19 protein-coding genes are annotated in these 20818 nt (G+C 33.0%); 9 read left to right on the top strand and 10 right to left on the bottom strand.

Going from position 1 to position 20818, the window contains the following annotated elements:
- The first annotated feature begins 60 nt into the window (after positions 1-60).
- The 4 genes from NST64_RS02090 to lrgB all read left to right on the top strand — a co-directional run bounded on the left by NST64_RS02090 (position 61) and on the right by lrgB (position 3978).
- Positions 61-1815 carry a sensor histidine kinase gene (locus NST64_RS02090; protein ID WP_002488772.1) on the top strand — a complete coding sequence of 585 codons (1755 nt, stop codon included), beginning with the start codon at positions 61-63 and terminating at the stop codon, positions 1813-1815.
- The gene (locus NST64_RS02085; protein ID WP_002448373.1) at positions 1816-2586 is read left to right on the top strand and encodes a response regulator transcription factor LytR; all 771 of its coding nucleotides are present in this window, start codon (positions 1816-1818) and stop codon (positions 2584-2586) included.
- Between the two features lie 235 nt (positions 2587-2821).
- Positions 2822-3277: an antiholin-like murein hydrolase modulator LrgA gene (gene lrgA, locus NST64_RS02080; protein ID WP_049334701.1), complete on the top strand. Its 456-nt coding sequence runs from the start codon at positions 2822-2824 to the stop codon at positions 3275-3277.
- Positions 3277-3978: an antiholin-like protein LrgB gene (gene lrgB / locus NST64_RS02075; RefSeq protein ID WP_002448343.1), complete on the top strand. Its 702-nt coding sequence runs from the start codon at positions 3277-3279 to the stop codon at positions 3976-3978. The genes lrgA and lrgB overlap by 1 nt, the downstream gene beginning before the upstream one ends.
- Positions 3979-4041: 63 nt before the next feature.
- On the opposite strand, the gene NST64_RS02070 is transcribed toward lrgB, so the two are convergent.
- The 4 genes from NST64_RS02070 to NST64_RS02055 are packed head-to-tail and all read right to left on the bottom strand — an operon-like array spanning position 4042 to position 7618.
- Entirely contained in the window at positions 4042-4719 is a 678-nt protein-coding gene (locus tag NST64_RS02070; protein ID WP_017174994.1) for an ABC transporter permease, read from the bottom strand.
- Positions 4720-4721: 2 nt separating this feature from the next.
- Positions 4722-5660, bottom strand: a complete 939-nt coding sequence (locus NST64_RS02065; protein WP_048762189.1) for an osmoprotectant ABC transporter substrate-binding protein — start codon at positions 5658-5660, stop codon at positions 4722-4724.
- Between the two features lie 24 nt (positions 5661-5684).
- Positions 5685-6320 (bottom strand): ABC transporter permease, encoded by a 636-nt coding sequence (locus tag NST64_RS02060; RefSeq protein WP_017174996.1) that lies wholly within the window; start codon positions 6318-6320, stop codon positions 5685-5687.
- Positions 6320-7618: a betaine/proline/choline family ABC transporter ATP-binding protein gene (locus NST64_RS02055; protein ID WP_049418921.1), complete on the bottom strand. Its 1299-nt coding sequence runs from the start codon at positions 7616-7618 to the stop codon at positions 6320-6322. The genes NST64_RS02060 and NST64_RS02055 overlap by 1 nt, the downstream gene beginning before the upstream one ends.
- Positions 7619-8065: 447 nt before the next feature.
- On the opposite strand from NST64_RS02055, the gene NST64_RS02050 reads away from it, so the two are divergent.
- The 3 genes from NST64_RS02050 (at position 8066) to NST64_RS02040 (ending at position 12513) form a co-directional block, all read left to right on the top strand.
- Positions 8066-9121: a 2,3-butanediol dehydrogenase gene (locus NST64_RS02050; protein ID WP_002448606.1), complete on the top strand. Its 1056-nt coding sequence runs from the start codon at positions 8066-8068 to the stop codon at positions 9119-9121.
- 297 nt (positions 9122-9418) lie between these two features.
- Positions 9419-11062 carry an APC family permease gene (locus NST64_RS02045; protein ID WP_002448541.1) on the top strand — a complete coding sequence of 548 codons (1644 nt, stop codon included), beginning with the start codon at positions 9419-9421 and terminating at the stop codon, positions 11060-11062.
- A 101-nt stretch (positions 11063-11163) separates the two neighbouring features.
- A complete protein-coding gene (locus tag NST64_RS02040; protein WP_049418927.1) occupies positions 11164-12513 on the top strand; it encodes a carboxylesterase family protein in 1350 nt (449 codons plus the stop codon).
- A 48-nt stretch (positions 12514-12561) separates the two neighbouring features.
- Here the strand turns inward: NST64_RS02040 and NST64_RS02035 are convergent, their stop codons facing one another.
- From NST64_RS02035 to lnsB, 5 genes are all read right to left on the bottom strand, one after another.
- A complete protein-coding gene (locus NST64_RS02035; protein ID WP_002448516.1) occupies positions 12562-13737 on the bottom strand; it encodes an MFS transporter in 1176 nt (391 codons plus the stop codon).
- A 131-nt stretch (positions 13738-13868) separates the two neighbouring features.
- Entirely contained in the window at positions 13869-14645 is a 777-nt protein-coding gene (locus tag NST64_RS02030; protein ID WP_002488808.1) for an ABC transporter permease, read from the bottom strand.
- Complete coding sequence (locus NST64_RS02025; protein ID WP_049418930.1) at positions 14638-15300, bottom strand: ABC transporter ATP-binding protein; 663 nt, start codon at positions 15298-15300, stop codon at positions 14638-14640. Before NST64_RS02025 ends, NST64_RS02030 begins: the two co-directional genes overlap by 8 nt.
- Positions 15301-15429: 129 nt before the next feature.
- The gene (locus NST64_RS02020) at positions 15430-16239 is read right to left on the bottom strand and encodes a CPBP family intramembrane glutamic endopeptidase (protein WP_049418933.1); all 810 of its coding nucleotides are present in this window, start codon (positions 16237-16239) and stop codon (positions 15430-15432) included.
- 22 nt (positions 16240-16261) lie between these two features.
- The gene (gene lnsB / locus NST64_RS02015; protein WP_049334710.1) at positions 16262-17044 is read right to left on the bottom strand and encodes a CPBP family lipoprotein N-acylation protein LnsB; all 783 of its coding nucleotides are present in this window, start codon (positions 17042-17044) and stop codon (positions 16262-16264) included.
- Between the two features lie 183 nt (positions 17045-17227).
- Here lnsB and NST64_RS02010 point away from each other — a divergent pair, with 183 nt between their 5' ends.
- Entirely contained in the window at positions 17228-18808 is a 1581-nt protein-coding gene (locus tag NST64_RS02010) for an FMN-binding glutamate synthase family protein (protein WP_049418936.1), read from the top strand.
- A 53-nt stretch (positions 18809-18861) separates the two neighbouring features.
- Here the strand turns inward: NST64_RS02010 and NST64_RS02005 are convergent, their stop codons facing one another.
- Positions 18862-19329, bottom strand: a complete 468-nt coding sequence (locus NST64_RS02005) for a DUF1307 domain-containing protein (RefSeq protein ID WP_241961015.1) — start codon at positions 19327-19329, stop codon at positions 18862-18864.
- Between the two features lie 154 nt (positions 19330-19483).
- On the opposite strand from NST64_RS02005, the gene NST64_RS02000 reads away from it, so the two are divergent.
- Positions 19484-20560 (top strand): M42 family metallopeptidase, encoded by a 1077-nt coding sequence (locus NST64_RS02000; RefSeq protein WP_064207332.1) that lies wholly within the window; start codon positions 19484-19486, stop codon positions 20558-20560.
- The last annotated feature ends 258 nt before the right edge of the window (positions 20561-20818 follow it).

Here is a 20818-nt window from a genome sequence, read left to right as displayed (position 1 = left end):
CTATAATAAAAAGTGTAGTAAAACTTTTAAATTTTATTAATATACTTAATAGGTGCAAATATGTTTAATTTATTTATTTTATTACTTGAACGTGTGGGCTTAATTATTATTATTGCTTACATTTTAATGAATATTAGTCACTTCAAGACGATTATGAGTGCACGTGAAAAATTACGTGCTCAAATAGAACTCACCATCTTATTTTCATTATTTGCAATTATTTCTAACTTTACTGGAATTGAAATTGAACATGGCAAAATTATTTCCAGTAATATTTACTATCATCTAAATAACGAAACGTCACTTGCGAATACACGGGTGTTAACGATTGGAATGTCTGGTTTAATCGGTGGTCCTTTTGTGGCGATTATCGTTGGTATTATTTCGGGCTTATCACGAATCATCATTGGTGGAGCAAATGCTTATACTTACCTATTTTCATCAGTCATCATTGCATTAATTTCTGGATTTTATGGATATCGCACCATGAGACATAATCGTTATCCAACTGTTTTAATAGGTGCAATGATTGGATTAATAAACGAAAGTATTCAGATGGCTTGTATTTTAATTTTTGCTGATGATGTTTCTAATGCTTGGTCATTGGTAAAATTTATTGCTTTACCGATGATATTAATTAATAGTATTGGTACTGCGTTATTTTTATCTATTATTCTATCTACTTTAAAACAAGAAGAACAAACACGTGCAATTCAAACTCATGACGTCCTTGAATTAGCAAATAAAACACTACCTTATTTTCGTTCAGGATTAAATGAAAAATCAGCTCGTCCTGTAGCTGAAATTATACTGAGACTAATGAAAGTATCTGCTGTGGCAATTACCAATAAAACCGATATTTTAACACACGTAGGTGCGGGTAGCGATCATCATGTCGCTAAAAAAGAAATCATTACTAATTTATCTAAAGAAGTCATACGCACAGGTCAATTAAAAGAAGCCAATTCAAAAGAGGACATTGGATGTAATAATCCGAATTGTCCGCTTCGAGAAGCTATCGTTGTACCCTTAATGACGCATGGAAATGTCGCAGGTACCTTAAAATTTTATTTTACAGACTATAGTCATATTACAACATCAACTAAACAACTTGCTCGAGGTTTAGCAGATATTTTTTCAAGCCAATTAGAACTGGGACTTGCCGAAACGCAAAGTAAATTATTACGGGATGCTGAAATTAAGTCTCTACAAGCTCAAGTTAATCCACACTTTTTCTTTAATGCGATTAATACCATTTCAGCACTTGTACGTATTGACAGTGAAAAAGCACGCAAGTTACTTTTACAATTGAGTCAATTTTTCAGATCAAACTTACAAGGTGCGCGTAATAGTACGATTACTTTAGAAAAAGAATTACAACAAGTCAAAGCATATTTATCATTAGAACAAGCACGTTTTCCAGATCGATTTACAATTAAATATCATATTGATGATGCCTATAAACAAGTGTTAATTCCACCATTTATCATTCAAATTTTGGTGGAAAATGCAATTAAACACGCATTCAAACATCGACGAAAAGATAACATTGTTTGTGTAGACGTTCAATACAAAAAAGCCTCATTAAAAATATCAGTTAGTGATAATGGACATGGTATAGCGCCTGAAAAATTACCCTCACTTGGACAAATCAGTGTGGCTTCAGAAACTGGAACTGGCAGTGCATTAGAAAACTTAAATCGCCGTCTCACTGGTTTATATGGTTCTAATGCAAAGTTACACTTTGATACATCTAATCATGGAACAACAGTATCCTGTATGATTCCATACCATTTAATAAAGGAGGAACGTTAAATGAGGACACTTATTGTTGACGATGAGCCATTAGCACGTAATGAATTACATTACTTATTAAATGAAATATCTAGTTTCGAAATAATCGATGAAGCTGAAAATATTGAAGAAACTCTAGAAAAACTACTCTGTCATACCTATGATTTAGTGTTTTTAGATATTAATTTAATGGATGAAAATGGGATTGATTTAGCTCATAAAATTCGAAAAATGAAACACCCCCCTTATATCATTTTTGCTACGGCACATGATACGTTTGCAGTAAAGGCATTTGAATTAGATGCAGTTGATTATATTTTAAAACCTTTTGAATTAGAACGGATTGAACAAGCAGTTCAAAAAGTAAAACGATTATTAAACGCTAAACAACAGGTTCAAACATTGTCTGACCCTATTCACTCTCCACAATCACAAACGAGTACTTCTTCTTATAATAATAATCAAAGTGTACTTCCTATCGAAGTGGATGAACGTATTTATGTCATTAATTTAGACGATATTGTTGCGATTTCTGTGAACAACGGAATTTCGACTATTACGACTTTAAAAAAAACATATGAAACGACAGAACCACTCAATTATTATGAGAAGAAATTACCTAAGCAATTGTTTATAAAAATTCATAGAGCTACGATTATTAATAAGCAGTATATCGAAAGTGTCGAACACTGGTTTAATTATACGTATCAAGTGACAATGACAACGAATGTCAAATTTCAAGTTAGTCGTTCATTTATGAAATCATTCAAACAAGAAATTGGTCTTGTTTAATATCTATTCTAAGTTTGCTTTTAACCTAACGCTTCATATGATCAAGTGTTAGATTAAAAGCTTTTTTAATGACCTCATAGCTTATTTGTTGTTCTATAAACACTTTCTGATTTTCAACTGGGAAATACTGCAACTCACCTATTAATTTTCGTAACTCACATCTAAATCCAACTAAAGAAAGCGTTTTCATTTTATACTAACATCAAGAGAAAAGAAAAAGAGGGAGAGTATCAATATGGCGAAAAACAATTCAACTACCGCTAATACTCAGGAAAATAAGAAAGCAGGTAAAACTTACAATTTCTTTATCCAAGTATTAACTATTGTTGCTGTATTATTTGTTTCAAAAATTATTGAATCATTTATTCCGTTTCCAATGCCTGCATCGGTAATCGGACTCGTATTATTATTTATTTTATTAAGTTCAGGAGTCGTAAAATTACGTCAAGTAGAGGGTGTGGGAACCGCTCTAACAAATAATATCGGCTTCTTATTCGTACCAGCCGGTGTGTCAGTTATTAATTCATTACCACTTTTAAGTCAACATCCAATTTTAATTATTCTATTAATTATTATTTCAACATTATTATTATTAGTCAGTGTGGGCTATGTATCACAATTATTTGTAACAAAAACATTATTCCCTACTGAAGAACAAAATGAAAAAACACGACTTAAGGAGGAAAACTAATGGCTGATCACTTAGGTATTACAACACCTTATTTTGGTATTTTAGTCTCATTAATTCCATATATTATTGCACAATATTTCTATAAAAAAACAAATGGCTTTTTCCTACTGGCACCTTTATTTGTAGCGATGGTGGCAGGAATTGTCTTTTTAAAAGTAACAGGTATTAGTTATGATAACTATAAAATTGGTGGAGATATTATCAACTTCTTCTTAGAAGCTGCAACAATTAGTTTCGCGATTCCACTTTATAAAAAACGTCAAGTACTTAGAAAGTATTGGTTACAAATTTTTGGTGGTATTGCTGTGGGTACACTAGTAGCTTTAATCTTAATCTATTTAGTTGCAACATTATTCCACTTAGGTGATCAAATTAGTGCGTCTATGTTACCTCAAGCTGCAACAACTGCGATTGCCTTACCAGTATCTGACGGTATCGGTGGTGTAAAAGAATTAACATCATTAGCAGTTATCCTTAACGCTGTCGTTATTTCAGCATTAGGTGGAAAAATTGTAAAAATGTTTAAAATTTCAAATCCAATTGCACGTGGTTTAGCTCTTGGTACAAGTGGACACACACTTGGTGTTGCCGCTGCTAAAGAACTAGGAGAAACAGAAGAATCAATGGGAAGTATTGCAGTAGTAATTGTAGGTGTGATTATTGTTGTAATCGTACCACCACTTGCTTCACTATTATTCTAATAAAAAAAGCGTTGCTGACGAACTAAGTAACAACTTAGTCATCGTCTAAGCAACGCTTTTAATTTATCTTAAACTTTGTACTTGTTTACTAGAACGATGTGTGGGATCTAATTTTTTCTCTAATAAACGTAGACCAATATCAATTAAAATCGCAATTAATGCAATTGGAATCGCACCTGCAAGAATAAAGACTGTACCATCAGTAGAATTGGTTCCACGAATAATAATGTCTCCTAACGTCGGTGCGCCAATAAATGAACCAATAGCAACAATTCCTATTGCTACAACAAGTGCAATACGAATACCACCGATGATCACAGATAACGATAGTGGAAGCTCAATCATACGCATAACTTGGTTATTAGTCATTCCCATACCTTTACCTGCGTCTTTAATATTGTAGTCAACCTCTGTCATACCTGTGTAGGTGTTTTTAATAATCGGTAGCAAGGAATATAAAAACACTGCAAATACAACCGTTGATGGACCGAGCCCTAACGCCAACATCAGTATAGCAAGCATTGCAATGGCTGGCACGGTTTGAATAACATTAGCAATAGTAATCACTGGCCATGCTATTTTTGAATAACGTGCAATTAAAATACCAATTGGAATGCCAATAATACATGCAAACAATACTCCATATATAGACATTAATAAATGTTTAAAAAAGAGTTCCATCAGATAGCCAAAATTCAAAGTGTAATATTCATAAAGCGAACTTAACACATTCCCTTTCACAGTTATTGACCACCTTTCTTATCTTCAAAATAGTTATGTTTTTTAATAAATTCTTCTGCAATGACGGCTGGTTCTTTTCCTTTTCCATCTGCTTCATAATTCAGTTTTTGCATTTCTTTTGTACTTATTGTATTTTCTAATTTTGTTAAAGCTTTATCAATCTCTGGATGGTCTTTAATTAATTCTTCTGTGGCTAATGGACTGCCATCATATGGAGGGAAAAAGTTACGGTCATCTTTTAAGATTTTCAAATTATATGCCGCAATACGTCCGTCTGTGGAGTAACCAACGGCAATATCTAATTTTTTGTTTTTAAGTGCATCATACACTAAACCAATTTGCATTGGACGTGCACTTTTGAACTTAAAGCCATACTCTTTTTGGAAAGCTGGGTATCCATCTCCGGCACGATTCATCCATTGAGTATCCATACCCAAGCGTAACTGATCTTTATATTTTTCTAAGTCTGATACTTTTTCTAAGTGATATTTATCAGCAGTTTCTTTTGTTACCATAAACGCATACGTGTTTTCAAAGCCAAGTGAATGATAATATTTTTGATCATATTTCTTTTTAAATAATCGCTGTGACTCATCCATGGCTTTATTCGCATCTCTAGTTGGGGGTGCATCGAGTACACTGGTTAACTCTGTTCCTGTAAAACGCACCGCTGACATATTAGCATCTCCACGCATAAGTGCATTATGTTGAACAATACTTGAACCTAAATTTCCAATAATGATTGGTTTGATATCTCCATTTGTATAATGTTCAATCATTAATTTCTCAATATTTGCTACTATTTTGGTTTCACTACTTTCAGTCGCTGTAATTTTCACACTGTCTTTCGAATTACTGTCACCTAAACCGGGTAAGCCGCATCCAGATAATACTACGAGAGACAATGTAAGAACGATAAATATATATTTAATATTTTTCATAGCTGTTCATTCCTCCCTTTTAAACTATCTAGATACTTTAAGACCTTTAGGTACAGCCCATTTTTCAACTAAAGATAATAAGAAATCCACAATTAGTGCTAAACAAGTCACTAAAATTGTAGCACTAATAATCATTGGTGGTTCATAGAGAGTTAAGCCATTAAATACTAAATCACCTAGACCACCTGCACCAATATAACTCGCAAGTGTAGCCCAGCTAATGACATATACACTTGCAAGACGTATACCACTAATAATTAATGGTAAGGCAAGGGGTAATTCCACATCTTTCATTAATTGAAGTTTTGTCATCCCCATACTTGTTCCAGCTTCAATAATGTTTTTATCAATATTTTGAACTCCTAATACTGTATTATTTAAGATAGGTAATAATACATAGATAAATAAAGCTACAATTGCTGGTGTCTTACCTACACCAAAAATTGGAATCATAAGCGCTAAAATGGCAAGTGTTGGTACCGTTTGAAGTACACCTGCAATAGTCAATACAACATTCGCCGTACGTTTTGTTTTTGATAATAAAATACCAAGTGGTACAGCTACGACAATAGCAATAAGTAACGAAATAATAGAAATATAGAAATGTTCTATCGTTTTCGATACGAGTTCTTCTCCGTATTGTGCAAAAAAGTCTCTCATTAACGATCCACTCCCGTATCATCCGTATTATGGGTATGTTCTCTATCTGTTCCGTTCATAATATCTTCATGATAACGTTGTGTACCTTGTGTTGTTAAACGTTGTTGTGTTTCATTTTGACGTTCATTCTCTCGCTCAACTTCATTTGAATAGGTTTTAGAAGAGTGACTCGTTTCATTCTCTTCACCCCAAATGGAGTCATACACAATATCTACTAAGTTTGCTCGTGTAATCAGTCCAATTAATGTATCATGATCATCTACTACAGGCACATTACGTACATTACGCTTTAAAATAGTTCGCACTGAATCTTGTAGTTTTGAATCGATATGTACTTTATAAACATCACGCTGCATCGTATCAATTAATTCTTTACCTTGACGTAATCCTTGATTTATATCTTCAATATCTAAAAACCCTAAAAGACGATGTTTATTATTCACTACAAAAATAGTGTCTATACGATGGGTTCTCATAATATTGACTGCATCATTAAGAGAATCGTCAGCTTGAATAGTAATTGGTTTGATCATTGCATCTTCAACCGTTCTCAAGTTTGGTCGATCTTGAATCAGTCTATTTTGTCCAATAAATTCTCTAACAAAATCATTTGCTGGATATCTTAAAACATTGTCCGGTGTATCATATTGAACGATCTGGCCTTTCGACATAATACAAATTTTGTCTGCTAGCTTAATCGCTTCATCCATATCATGAGTTACAAAAATAAACGTTTTTCCTAACTTTTTTTGTAAATCTTTAACTAAATCTTGTAACGTATCTCTAGTTATAGGATCTAATGCACCGAACGGTTCGTCCATCAAAATAATGTCTTGTTCTGCTGCAAGCGCTCTAACTACACCAATACGTTGTTGTTGTCCACCCGACAATTCAGACGGATAACGATCTAAGTAATCCTCAGGTAAATCGACTAATTTAATCAACTCTTTTGCTTTAGCATCTTTCTTTTCTTTAGACCATTTTAAAAGTTTTGGAACGAGCACAATATTTTCTCTGATAGTCATATGTGGCATTAATCCAATTTGTTGAATCACGTATCCAATACTACGACGTAATTCTACTGGATTCATGTTACGTACATCTTTACCATTCATTTCAATTGAACCCTCTGTAGGTTCAATCATGCGATTAATCATTCTTAATGCTGTTGTTTTACCACTACCACTTGTTCCAATAAATGCAACAAATTCTCCAGCTTCAATATTTAAAGAAATATTATCGACTGCTTTCTTATTTCCAGAATAAATTTTAGTAAGGTTCTTTATACTAAGCGTCATAGGATGTCCCCTTCTATCGTATTAATGATGGAAAATTTTAAATACAAAAAAGCCAAAGTATTCTATTTTTGATTGTCTCAATCAAGAACCATATGGCCATTGCGTAATAAAGTTTTAAAAAATTGCATTTTAATAGAAATCGTTAAAATTCCACCACCTATACTTATATACCCTTTATAATTTTTTGAAACATTATTTATATGTAATAATTAATTTTTTTACCTAATTATTTTTTTAAGTTTTTAAATTTAACATTACTTATATACAACTATTCTTTGTAAATAGTACATTCCAACTTTTTTATATTGTCTACAATTAAAGTTCGAAAAATTGTCAAATTTTTCTAAAGTGTTTAACAATTCATTTATATATATTTGAATTTCTGAGTTCCTCGTATTAATCTATAATTACAAAGTGTTTTTTATTATGAAAGGGATGTTATATATCATGAAAGCAGCAGTATGGTATGGTCAAAAAGATGTTCGCGTTGAAGATCGTGAACCAAAAGAATTAAAAGATAACGAAGTAAAAGTTAAAGTATCTTGGGCTGGTATTTGTGGTACTGACTTACACGAATATTTAGAAGGTCCAGTATTTATTTCAACTGACAAACCTGATCCATTCTTAGGTCAAAAAGCACCTGTAACTTTAGGACATGAATTCTCAGGTATCGTTGAAGAAGTGGGGAAAGACGTTACAAAATATAAAAAAGGCGACCGTGTCGTTGTAAACCCAACTGTTTCTGCACGTGAAAAAGAAGAAAATTTAGATTTATATGATGGGTATACATTCATCGGATTGGGTTCAGATGGTGGTTTCGCTGAATTTACTAATGCACCTGAAGACAATGTGTATCACTTACCTGAAAATGTGTCTGCTCAAGAAGGTGCATTAGTTGAACCAACAGCAGTAGCAGTGCAAGCTGTTAAAGAAGGTAACTTATTATTTGGTGATACAGTGGCTATCTTTGGTGCGGGTCCAATTGGTTTATTAACAGTCGTTGCAGCTAAAGCAGCTGGTGCTAGTAAAATCTTTGTATTTGATTTATCAGAAGAACGTTTAGCTAAAGCTAAAGAGGTGGGCGCAACTCACGTTGTAAACTCTGGTCATACTGATCCACTAGAATTCGTAAACGAACACACTGAAAACGGTGTAGATGTAACATTTGAAGTAGCTGGTGTTGGCGTAACATTAGCACAATCAGTAAAAGTAACACGCCCAAGAGGTAGTGTTGTCATTGTTTCAATCTTTGCACACGAAGTTAACTTTGATCCAATGTTATTGACAAACTCTGGTGTTAAATTAACGTCTACTATTGCTTATACACCAACAACATTCCAACAAACAATTGATTTAATCGCAAATGGTAGCTTAGATGTTAAGAGCGTTGTAACAGATAAAATTGAATTAGCTGACATCGTTGAATCAGGATTCAATCAATTAGTTAATGATAAATCACAAGCTAAAATCCTAGTTAAATTAAATGGTGACCAAAAATATTAATTAAATGTTTTAACCCTGTAAAGAAGTTTTCTTTACAGGGTTTTTTGTATTATTTCAAATCATACGATTCTATGCCTATCATCTCTATTTTTATTTATCATTTATTCTCTTTCTACATCGGTTTCACTACATACTTTTTCATAACATTATCATCATTATATTATAGAAAAAATTTAATAAACTCCTTTTAATAATATTTTGAAATCTATTAAATATTTAGTTTGACTAATTAAATGATAAGCGTATAATTATATCGTGTTTTTTTATAAAAAATAAAATAAATTAAAAGGAGTATTTATGGGAAAGAATAAAAGCGATAATAAAATTAGCCTAACGCAGCTTGTGTTACTCGGTTTAGGTTCGTTAATTGGTTCTGGTTGGCTCTTTGGAGCATGGGAAGCATCTTCAGTAGCTGGACCAGCAGCCATTATCTCATGGGTCATAGGCTTCATAGTTATTGGAACGATTTCTTATAACTATATTGAAATAGGAACAATGTTTCCACAATCCGGTGGAATGAGTAACTATGCTCAATATACACATGGGTCATTACTTGGCTTCATTGCTGCATGGGCAAATTGGGTATCACTCGTAACGATTATTCCAATTGAAGCAGTATCTGCAGTCCAATATATAAGCTCTTGGCCTTGGGACTGGGCTAAGCCAACTCAGGCATTGATGCATAATGGTTCTGTAAGTACAATTGGTTTATTTGTTGTTTACATTATCATCATTGTCTTTTCATTATTAAATTATTGGTCTGTAAAATTATTAACATCATTTACAAGTTTAATTTCTGTATTTAAATTAGGTGTGCCACTCCTAACAATTATTATGTTAACGCTCTCAGGGTTTGATGCAGGAAACTATGGTCATTCCTTGAATACATTTATGCCGTATGGTAGTGCACCTATCTTTGCAGCAACAACAACATCAGGTATTATCTTCTCATTTAATGCATTCCAAACGATCATTAATATGGGCTCAGAAATTAAAAATCCTGAGAAAAACATTGCACGTGGTATCGGCATTTCACTAACATTAAGTGCAATTTTATATATTATCTTACAAAGTACATTTATCACTTCAATGCCACAATCAATGATTCATTCACATGGTTGGCACGGTATTAACTTTAATTCACCATTTGCAGACATGGCAATTTTATTAAGTATTAATTGGTTAGCCATTTTACTTTATATTGAAGCCGTAGTATCTCCATTTGGTACTGGTGTATCATTTGTAGCCATTACTGGTCGCGTATTAAGCGCTATGGAAAAAAATGGTCATATTCCTAAATTCTTAGGAAAAATTAATTCAAAATATAATATTCCACGTGTTGCGATTGCATTTAATGCTGTCATGAGTATTATCATGGTAACGTTATTCCGCGATTGGGGGGTACTTGCAGCTGTTATTTCAACTGCAACATTAGTAGCCTATCTTACAGGTCCTACTACCGTTATTGCGTTACGTAAAATGGGACCTAAATTGCATCGTCCCTTCCGTGGTAAATTATTAAAAATCATGGCACCTTTATCATTCGTATTAGCATCACTGGCCATTTATTGGGCAATGTGGCCTACTACAGCAGAAGTTATTTTAATTATTATTTTAGGTTTACCAATTTACTTCTTCTATGAATATAAAATGAATTGGAAAAATACTAAAAAGCAAATTGGCGGTAGCTTATGGATTATTGTCTATCTTATTTTATTAGCTGCTATGTCATTTATAGGTAGTAAAGAATTTAAAGGTATGAACTGGATTCACTACCCATATGACTTTATTGCTATTATTGTGTTGTCCCTCATTTTTTATAAAATTGGTTCTTCAAGTCACTTCAATAGTATTTACTTCAAACGTGCTAAGAAAATCAATAAAAAAATGAAAGATGGCTCACCAGAAGAAGCTGAAGCAGCTGCTAAAGGTAACGAATAATCATTCAAACGTCTGAAACAAGTTAGAGAATAGTCTCATCTTGCTTCAGACGTTTTTTTTAATGTTATATTAGATATAAGATAAGTATGGAGATGATACTGTTGACTTTAATTAAAACACATGGCGGAGATATTAAAGGCTATACTAAAGGGAAAATTAATTACTTTCTCGGGATTCCTTATGTTGATAAACCTATCAATGAACATCGATTTAAACACTCGAAATGCTTAAAAAGTTGGAATAAGACCATTGAAGCAACATCGTTTAAATCTATACCACCACAACCACATAACAAACTCGAAACCTTCTTCTCATCACATGCTCAATTATTTAACCAAAGTGAAGACTGTTTATATTTAAATATTTGGTGTCAAAATAATCAATATAAAAATAAGCCTGTCATTATCTATTTTTATGGTGGTGGCTTTGTGAACGGACATGGTTCTCAGGAACTTTATACACCTGAACATATTGTTGAACAACATGATGTCATTGTCATTACGTTTAATTATCGTTTAGGTGCTTTAGGGTTTTTAGACTGGTCTTACTTCAATAGCGATTATAATAAAAACAATGGTTTGTCTGATCAAATTAATGCACTCAAATGGGTACATACGTTTATTAACTATTTCGGTGGAAATTCAAACAATATAACATTAATGGGACAGTCTGCTGGTAGTATGAGTATTATGGCATTAATGCAACGACCAAAATTAGATAAATACTATCATCAAGTGATGTTATTAAGTGGAACGCTACATCTTGATTCTCATTTATTAGGACAAAAGAAAGCAGCCCATTTTGCCTATCTGAAAGATACCTATTTTCCTAAAAAAAGAATGACTCATTTAACAACTTTAGAGATATTATCATTAATGGCTTATGATGAAGCATCACGCGGAAAATCAAAAGGTCTTGAATTGATTTATGCACCTATTCAAGAGTCAAACATGTCTCGTCCCCTTTCTCAATTTACTAAACCGGTTGTTATAGGTACTACGAAAGAGGAAGGCAATATTTATATTCGCAATGAATCTAGAAAATTATCACCTGAGCGCTTTGTGGAAGTCATGACATTAAATGATATACACCTTCACATTTCTCAAGCTCAAACTGGTAAAGACCAAGCCCGTATGGTGACAACGCATTATTTTGAAACACCTGCAATTTCATTTTTAAATCAACTTGACAACAATCCCCATTGTTGGAAATTACGTTTTGACTGGTGCCTTTCTAATGCATCACCGTTTCAATCTGCTTATCATATTTTAGATTTAGTGTTTTGGTTTGGAAAATTAGAGATTTTAAAAGCGCACGGTGTGAACTCATTAGAACATGAACGTCATCTCAGTAAACACATGATAGATGATTTAATCTATTTTGCGACATACCACACTATGCCATGGCCATCTTATTCTCCTCAAACACCTTATTGTTATATATATAAATAAAAAGAAGTGGAACAATGAATTCAAAATGAATTCTGTTCCACTTCCTCTTTAATGTCTCATATAAGACATATTTTTTAAACTTAAGACAATAATAAGACCCATAGCTCCAACCATCGCGCTCACAATCGTGACTGCTTGAACAGAGATATTTGAAACAACGAGTCCTCCAATAATGCCTCCAAATCCTATTCCCGCATTCAGACTCGACATATTCCAACTCATCACTTGACTCGTATCACCTTCAACATGTTCAATTATACCACTTTGAATTGCTGGATTGGTACTCCACTGTACAATATTCCATATAAACAATCCAATTAATAATAAGGTAACAGTATGCAAAATAAGATTCATCATCAACATCATAACTATAAAAATAGAAAAGGCAATGATTAGCCAACGTTTACTACTAAGTTTATCTGCTAATATGCCACCTAACGACGTACCAATCACTCCTGCAATCCCATTCACTAATAACGCCAATGATACAAATCCCATTTGATGGCCATGATTCAAAATAAGAGGATTAATATAAACAAATGTCACAGAATTGGCTACTAAAATTAAAAAAGTAATCGCTAAATATTTGACTACCTCCGCTGGTCTTAAAATTTTAGATGTATTTAGCTGTTTATTTGAAGTTGAACCCCATTGCCGTTGAACTTGATTTAATTCTGATGTTGATGGTAAATACACCATCATCAGTACACCGGCTATCACACTCACAATAATAATAAATAAGAACGTAAATCTCCAACCTATTGCATCCCCAATCATCGTACCGATTGGGACGCCAAATACGTTAGCCCCACTAAATCCAGTATAAACGACACCAATCATTTTCCCTCTATTTTTAGGTATCGTTAACATCGCTGTTAAAGCTAAGACTTTAACAATAATGAGTGACGCTGCTGCTGAAGATAAGATACGTCCAATCACTAAAATAGTAAAGTTAGGCGCCATCGCAATCATTGCGTTTCCAATAATAAATGCAACGAGTGTCCATAATAAGACCGGTCGTACTGCAAAGCGATTCGTAAGCTTAACAAGTATGGGTCCACAAATAGCGAAGGTTAATGCATATAAAGTCACAAGCTGACCAATAATCGCTTCAGAGACACCGAGATCTCCACTCATTAAATTCATAATTCCTGCAACCATCATCTCAACCATACCGACGATAAACACACTAATAATGAAGGTTGCCACTCGCATGACAGACATGCATAGAACTCCTTTCTTTCTATATTTTGGTATAAAAAAACAGTTACGCAATGGTAACCTTTATCATTCGTAACTGTTTCATTATATAATAATTTCTTAAACTTTTGTGCGAAAAAATGTGTCATTGAGATTTAGTTATTGTCTTTTATATTCGTTGTACGTGCTACGAGTTGATGACGTGCATTAAAGAATTGACCATAACTTAAATACGTTGCAATCAATGCAGACATAATCGTTGCAGTAGTATGAATAAATACAACAAGTAATTGGAATTTGATGGCTTGTAATGGTGCCATACCTCCAATAATTAATCCTGTCATCATACCCGGAATAGACACTAACCCATATGTTTTTACAGAATCGATTGTTGGAACAATCGCCAAACGAATACTTTCACGAATCGCCCCTTTAGATGCAAGCTTTGGCGTTGCTGCTAATGTTAACTTAGATTCAATATCATCTACATCTCGAACGAACGCACGATCTAAATTTTGATATGCCAAATTAATGGCAATTAAACCATTATTTGCAAGCATACCACCGATAGGAATGACATCATTTGCTTTAAAATCGATGGCACCAGCAAGCACTGTACATGCTAATGGAATTGCTGTTGATATAAATATAGAAACAAAAGAAATCCAAAACACATGATGCATAACAGGCGATGCACGATGAATTGTATTCCAAGAAGCGTTAATAATAATGACTAATACTGCAATCAATAATATCCATACTTGATCAATTTTAAAAATATATTCTAATATCAATCCTAAAATTAATAATTGAACCACCGCTCTAATCGAAGCGACGACTAAATCTTTGATAATATGTAAGCCTTCTTTATATGAAATAATAATAGGAATTAATAATAATAATGCTGTTAAACAAAGCGCTGTATTACTCATTATGACTTAACACCTCCTCATTTGTAATCTGACCATCTTTAATAGTAATTCTTCTTTGGAAGTTTCTCATACTTTGATCATTACTATGCGTAATCCATAATATAGCGACGCCTTCATCTGCTAATTTAAAGATAATATCTTCAATTTTTTCTTTATTTTGCGTATCAAGTGCACTCGTTGATTCATCTAGAAGTAATATTTCTGGTTGATACATTAACTGGCGTGCAATAGCAATACGTTGACGTTCTCCCCCAGACATATGTTCTACTTTTGAATCTAGACTATAATTCGATAAGCCGACTTTATTAAGTAAATCATTCGCTTTATCTTCATCGAATTGATCATGATGCGTTAATGCTGGGAAAGCCATATTATCTTCTACTGTCGTTCCAAATAATTCACTTTGTTGCATCATGTAACTAATTTTAGAACGTAATTCTTCAGGACGATACTCATCATATGGTTTTCCTTTAAATAATAATTCTCCTTCAGTCGGACTAATTAAATTGTTGAGTTGCTTTAAGAATGTACTTTTTCCGCTTCCAGAAGGACCAACCACTGCAACGGTTTCACCTTGATCTAATTTAAAATTAATATTATTGAGTATCGTTCGTTGATCGGCTTTGTAGGTCAGATGTTTTACTTCTAATAACACAAGCGTTTCCTCCTTATCTTTACTCTTTAATGGGATGACATATTCTTTTTTATCATAACAAAAAAAGAGGCAAAGTAATGAAATTCAATGTTACTATTTTTTGAATTTCAATGACTTTACCTCTTACCCTTAACCCCAAATGATACTCATAATAATCGCTATAAAAGAAACAAAGTTATTTATCATATGTAGGGTAATCGTCATCGCTAAATTTCGACCACTTAAGTGATATGCCACAACAAATCCTGTAGCCATAATTATATAAGGACCAACTTCAAATGGTGATGATGCACTTGTCATATGTAATCCTGCAAATCCGAGTACTGACACGACATACATCACACCATACGTTAATTTTTTACCTAACTCATGAATTAACAAATGTCTGAATAATAATTCTTCTACAACAGGTGTAATAATCACAATATCTAAAAATAAAACAGGCCAAAGCCAATTGATTTCAAACATTTTAATAATCATTTTGTTATTTTCTGTATCATCAAACTGATATTGTTTCGGTAAAAATTCTACTAAATAACCATATGCGCCTTGCAACACATAAAGGGCCACCATCACAATAATAATGAGTGGAATATGTTTTTTTAAAGCTTTGAAACGTGAGATGGCAATAGGAATAATGGTTTTGCGATGCATTAAATAAAAGACTACTAATACAAGACATTGACCAATTAACGTAAAGACTTGCGCATATCCTAAATAATATTTTGTAAACTTACTTTCCGATATATGACCACCTGTGATGCCTGAAATCATTGCCATCACAATAAATGTAAGAATCAACGGAAAAACAATATTCATGACTAAATATGTAGGTATGAGCCAAAAATCACGTTTAACAATACGTTTTGAATCAAATTCATTTCTTATCGGTCGCTGTTCTGAGGTTTGGTAGTATGTATCATTATGTTCCGAAGTCATATAACTCTCCTATTCTTTCTATTTAAACAAGCTTATCAATCATTGTAATAATAAATATGATGAGTTGTACAGTACTATGATAAAGATAGGAGGCTGCTAAATTTTTCCCACTTTTCATATATACCATCACTGCACCTATTGAAATAATCATGTAAGGGATGGCTTCCAATATTGAAATTAAATCATATACTTGGACAATAGTTTCTATTAACACACTAACAATCATCATTACTAAAAGATTAAATTTTTTACCTAATTCATGAATCAACAGATGACGAAATAGTAACTCATCAATTAAGGGGCGTAATAATACTACTGAAATAAAAGTGAATATCAGCGCACTTGGATGAATAAACAATCCTTCTAAACGACGTTGTGCTTGTGTGTCTACATAGCCAAAAGGATGCGGTAATATGTGTGCCAATGCATTAAAACCATAATATAACATCACACTAACCATTACGATGATGATCATAAATTTCAAATACTGATGAATCGCAATACGATATTGTCGTCGTACAACATTCGCAATATAAAACTTATGTAATGTGAAAAATAATCCTAACACAATAAATTGAGCAATCACAAAACTTAAACTTAGCATCACATTATATAAATAAGATGGCGGTGGTTGTTGGGTAACCATAGCCGTCACACCTAATACGCCAAAAACAATAATAATAGGCGTTAAAATTTGGAAAAAGATAAATAAAGGAATGAGTAGAAAATCCTTTTTTATTATTTTAGGACTACTCCATCGATTTTTTGATACCACTTGTGTAATCACATCTTTTTCTTTTTTCATATATCACCTCAACTATCTACGCATATAGTACTTTATCATTTAAACACATTATTGTCATAAGAGATTCTAACTTTTCCACAATTTGATATTTAAAGATAAATATTAAATCTATTTATTTTTATTTGTAAATAAAATTTTTTGATGTAAGATTTACAGTATAAAGGGAATTGAGGGGGGATGGGCATGACAACATTACTTACTGTCATGCAATTTATAGTTAATATTCTTATTATGATGGTGTTACTTTCTATATTAATGGTTGGATTATTTCTTTTATTCAAAGATAAAAGACAAGAACAACATAGTGTGTTACGTAACTTTCCTGTATTAGGCAGAGTACGTTACTTTTCAGAGAAAATAGGACCAGAATTACGTCAATATTTATTTGCAAATGATACCGAAGGAAAACCATTTTCAAGAAATCAATATACTGATATCGTTTTAGCAAGTAAATATCATTCAAGAATGACTAGTTTTGGTACAGAAAAAATCTATGAAGAAGGCTTTTATATTCGAAACGCTATGTTTCCATTACAAAAGTCAGAACTTCAAATTGATAACCATTCAATGATTTCAACATTTATTTATTCAATCGATAATGAACGATTGTTTAAGCGTGAAGAGCATCGTGAGAATAAACACATCGATCCTTATTATTTATCAGATGATCATGCAGTTATTATAGGCGAAGAATTAGCACATCCCTTTAAAGTTAAACGTTTAGTAGGCCAATCTGGTATGAGTTACGGCTCATTAGGTGGTCGCGCGATCACTGCATTATCTCAAGGACTTGCACGTGCTGGCACATGGATGAATACAGGGGAAGGTGGTTTATCTGAATATCATCTTAAAGGTGGCTGCGATATTATTTATCAAATTGGACCAGGTTTATTCGGCGTGAGAGATAAAGACGGTGCTTTTAGTGAAGAAGCTTTCTTAAATGTGGCAAACTATAAAGAAGTTAAAGCATTTGAAATTAAGCTTGCACAAGGCGCTAAGACACGTGGTGGTCATATGGAGGGCAATAAAGTTACAGAAGAAATTGCTAAAATTCGTCATATCGAACCCTATAAGACAATCAACTCACCTAACCGCTTCGATTTCATTAATAATCCGAAAGAATTATTAGAATTTGTAGCTAAGTTGCAAAAACTCGGTCAGAAACCTGTGGGCTTTAAAATTGTTGTAAGCAGAGTTGATGAAGTTGAGGCCCTTGTTCAAGAAATGATTAACCTAGCTATTTATCCAAACTTTATTACTGTTGATGGTGGTGAAGGTGGAACTGGCGCAACATTCCAAGAATTACAAGATGGTGTAGGTCTCCCACTTTTTACTGCCCTTCCAATCGTTACTGGTGTTTTAGAACGTTATGATGCACGCAAATATGTGAAGATATTCGCATCTGGAAAACTTATTACACCTGATAAAGTAGCCATTGCACTCGGACTTGGTGCTGATTTATGTAATATTGCAAGAGGTATGATGATTAGCATTGGTTGCATTATGAGTCAACAATGTCATTTAAATACTTGCCCCGTTGGTGTCGCAACAACTGATCCTAAAAAAGAAAAAGCTTTAATTGTTGAAGAAAAGCAATATCGTGTCACAAACTATGTGACGAGTTTACATGAAGGATTATTTAATGTTGCGGCTGCAGTAGGTGTTAAAAGCCCAAACGAAATTACAGAAGATCATATTGTGATTAAAAGAAAAAATGGACATATTGAAGATATCGCAAGTTATAAATTAAAACTTATTCAATAGTCAACAAAAAAGTGAGACAATCCATCTAAGCCAATGGTTGTCTCACTTTTATATTATTCTTCATTCATATTGCTTTTGTTCTGGAATCCAATTTTTTTAAGTTCTTTGACCGTACCATCCATTGTTACTTTTTTATAGTTTTTAGAATAATGTGCTAATGCAAAGTAACGACTAACGTCTTTTAAATTTGCTTTGTTATAATCAATATCTATATTTTCAACTATTTTTTGATGCTTACTACTTAGCGTATATGTTACACCCTTTTTTCCTTTTAATGGACGATAATCTTTAAAAGATGTTTTACCTTCTTGTTTAGACATTCCGAGATCCTCATATTTTAACGTACTGACAGTTGATTGTTTAATCACTTTATTATTTTTATAAGTTAATGTTGTAAGAACATGCTTACCATTAATATCACCTTCGTATGTTTTTGAACGTGATTGATTACAAGCTCCTAATATACTCACACTTAACACTAACAACCCAAATAATGTTAAGACTTTTTTCATCATACTCATCGACTTCCCCATATTTAATTTTACACAAATTATATCACTTACTAACTATGAATAGGATACATTTAATTTACATAGATATGATAAACTATTTTTCATAAAATTCATTTTATCCATGCTACAATACACTTAACAACATTTTAGGAGGACTCAATGTATGAAAGAATCTATCGAATTACTAAAAACATTAACAGATGTTAATGGTATCGCTGGTTATGAATACCAAGTTAAAGAAAAAATGCGAGACTATTTAACACCGATTAGTGATGAGATTATCGAAGATGGTTTGGGTGGTATCTTTGGTAAAAGGGAAAGTAAAACGGGATCTAAATCATTAATGTTAGCTGGTCATTTAGATGAAATTGGATTCATCGTTACTAAAATTGACAATAATGGGTTTATTAAATTTCAACCTATTGGCGGTTGGTGGAGCCAAGTGATGTTATCTCAAAAAGTAACCATCACGACTGACGATGGTAAAGAGATACGAGGTATCATTGGTTCTAAACCTCCACATGTACTCGAACCAGACGCACGCAAAAAGTCTATCGATATCAAAGACATGTTTATTGATATTGGTGTTAGAAGTAAAGCAGATGCTGAACAATACGGTATTGAAATTGGAAATATGATTACACCTTATAGTGAGTTTGAACAACTTGCAAATGGTAAATATTTAACTGCCAAAGCATTTGATAATCGATACGGTTGTGCACTGGCTATTGACGTACTTAACAATCTTAAAGATGAATCGATTGGTATTAATTTATATGCAGGTGGTACTGTACAAGAAGAAGTTGGTTTACGTGGCGCTAAAGTCGCAGCAAATAAAATCAACCCCGATTTAGCTATCGCAGTCGACGTTGCGGTCGCATACGATACACCTGGAATGGCACAATATGGTAGTGATACAGCCATTGGTGACGGTCCAGTCATTATTTTAATGGATGCTTCAAATGTGGCACATCAAGGCTTACGTCAACATATTAAAGAAGTGGCAAAAAAACATTATATTACGGTTCAATGGGATACAACGCCACGCGGTGGTACAGATGCTGGTAGTATCCATGTTGCTAACGATGGTATTCCAACAATTGCCATTGGTGTAGCATTACGCTATATGCACTCAAATGTATCTGTTCTCCATACGGATGATTATGAAAATTCAGTACGATTAATCACTGAAATTGTACGTTCTTTAAATGACCAAACGTACAATCAAATCAAATGGTAATTTGAATATTGAAATATTACATCTACTTATGTTAATATCACATTAACGAGTATTAACGTCATAACGATACGAACCCCTAGTCTATTGCCCTAGACTAGGGGTTCTTTGTGTATTGGATTATCTGCCGTCTTTTTTATTCTTATATTGTTCAAACCAATAATCAAACAATATATTGAGCCACCTATTTAATATAGGTGCGATAACGAGTACAAATATTAACGTCATAACTTCACCCCCTTTAAACGTACGACCGTCTAA

Origin of the sequence: Staphylococcus sp. FSL W8-1268, assembly GCF_038003965.1 — a bacterium.
Classification (GTDB): Bacteria; Bacillota; Bacilli; order Staphylococcales; family Staphylococcaceae; genus Staphylococcus; species Staphylococcus hominis.
This window is presented reverse-complemented; position numbering and strand designations above follow the sequence as displayed.

Coding starts and splice junctions, on each gene's coding strand:
- NST64_RS02090 (WP_002488772.1), top strand. CDS start 61: ATGTTTAATTTATTTATTTTATTACTTGAACGTGTGGGCTTAATTATT.
- NST64_RS02085 (WP_002448373.1), top strand. CDS start 1,816: ATGAGGACACTTATTGTTGACGATGAGCCATTAGCACGTAATGAATTA.
- lrgA (WP_049334701.1), top strand. CDS start 2,822: ATGGCGAAAAACAATTCAACTACCGCTAATACTCAGGAAAATAAGAAA.
- lrgB (WP_002448343.1), top strand. CDS start 3,277: ATGGCTGATCACTTAGGTATTACAACACCTTATTTTGGTATTTTAGTC.
- NST64_RS02065 (WP_048762189.1), bottom strand. CDS start 5,660: ATGAAAAATATTAAATATATATTTATCGTTCTTACATTGTCTCTCGTA.
- NST64_RS02060 (WP_017174996.1), bottom strand. CDS start 6,320: ATGAGAGACTTTTTTGCACAATACGGAGAAGAACTCGTATCGAAAACG.
- NST64_RS02055 (WP_049418921.1), bottom strand. CDS start 7,618: ATGACGCTTAGTATAAAGAACCTTACTAAAATTTATTCTGGAAATAAG.
- NST64_RS02050 (WP_002448606.1), top strand. CDS start 8,066: ATGAAAGCAGCAGTATGGTATGGTCAAAAAGATGTTCGCGTTGAAGAT.
- NST64_RS02045 (WP_002448541.1), top strand. CDS start 9,419: ATGGGAAAGAATAAAAGCGATAATAAAATTAGCCTAACGCAGCTTGTG.
- NST64_RS02035 (WP_002448516.1), bottom strand. CDS start 13,737: ATGTCTGTCATGCGAGTGGCAACCTTCATTATTAGTGTGTTTATCGTC.
- NST64_RS02030 (WP_002488808.1), bottom strand. CDS start 14,645: ATGAGTAATACAGCGCTTTGTTTAACAGCATTATTATTATTAATTCCT.
- NST64_RS02020 (WP_049418933.1), bottom strand. CDS start 16,239: ATGACTTCGGAACATAATGATACATACTACCAAACCTCAGAACAGCGA.
- lnsB (WP_049334710.1), bottom strand. CDS start 17,044: ATGAAAAAAGAAAAAGATGTGATTACACAAGTGGTATCAAAAAATCGA.
- NST64_RS02010 (WP_049418936.1), top strand. CDS start 17,228: ATGACAACATTACTTACTGTCATGCAATTTATAGTTAATATTCTTATT.
- NST64_RS02005 (WP_241961015.1), bottom strand. CDS start 19,329: ATGAGTATGATGAAAAAAGTCTTAACATTATTTGGGTTGTTAGTGTTA.
- NST64_RS02000 (WP_064207332.1), top strand. CDS start 19,484: ATGAAAGAATCTATCGAATTACTAAAAACATTAACAGATGTTAATGGT.